Origin of the sequence: Flavobacterium sp. ABG (assembly GCF_001027725.1) — a bacterium.
Lineage (GTDB): Bacteria > Bacteroidota > Bacteroidia > Flavobacteriales > Flavobacteriaceae > Flavobacterium > Flavobacterium cupriresistens.
In genome coordinates this window covers 1-702 of sequence record NZ_LEKS01000052.1, presented here as the reverse complement: position 1 = coordinate 702, position 702 = coordinate 1, and the positions used below count along the sequence as shown (strand labels likewise).

The window sequence follows — 702 nt, the reverse complement described above, 5'->3', positions numbered from 1 at the left end:
AGAAGTATTTCCACAATCATCATTAACCGTCCAAGTATTAGTATATGTTCCGGCGTTAGCGCAACCTTCAGAAGCTACAAAAGCACCGCTTGTTTTTACGATATTAGAAACATCACCATCACAAGAGTCAGTAGCAACTGGGAATTGTGTTTGAGCAGTAGTCAAAGCTGTTGCATCACTACATTGAACAGTTACGTTTAATGTTCCGGCTTGAGTTGTCCAAGTTGGAGCAGTGGTATCTTCAATAGTAATCACTTGAGTGTAAATATCAGAAGTATTACCACAATCATCTTTAACGGTCCAAGTGTTAGTATAAGTTCCGGCATTAGCACAACCTTCAGAGGCTACAAAAGCACCACTTGTTTTCACGATATTAGAAACATCACCATCACAAGAGTCAGTAGCAACTGGGAATTGTGTTTGAGCAGTAGTCAAAGCTGTTGCATCACTACATTGAACAGTTACGTTTAGTGTTCCGGCCTCAGTTGTCCAAGTTGGAGCAGTGGTATCTTCAATAGTAATTACTTGAGTGTAAACATCTGAAGTGTTACCACAATCATCTTTTACAGTCCAAGTGTTAGTATAAGTTCCGGCATTAGCACAAGTTTCAGAGGCTACAAAAGCACCGCTGGTTTTTACGATATTCGAAACATCACCATCACAAGAGTCAGTAGCAACCGGGAATTGTGTTTGAGCAGTAGT

The 702-nt window shown here is 40.3% G+C and carries 1 pseudogene; it reads right to left on the bottom strand.

Going from position 1 to position 702, the window contains the following annotated elements:
- Nucleotides 1-702 (bottom strand): annotated as a pseudogene (locus AB674_RS22925) (hypothetical protein); the annotation flags it as partial.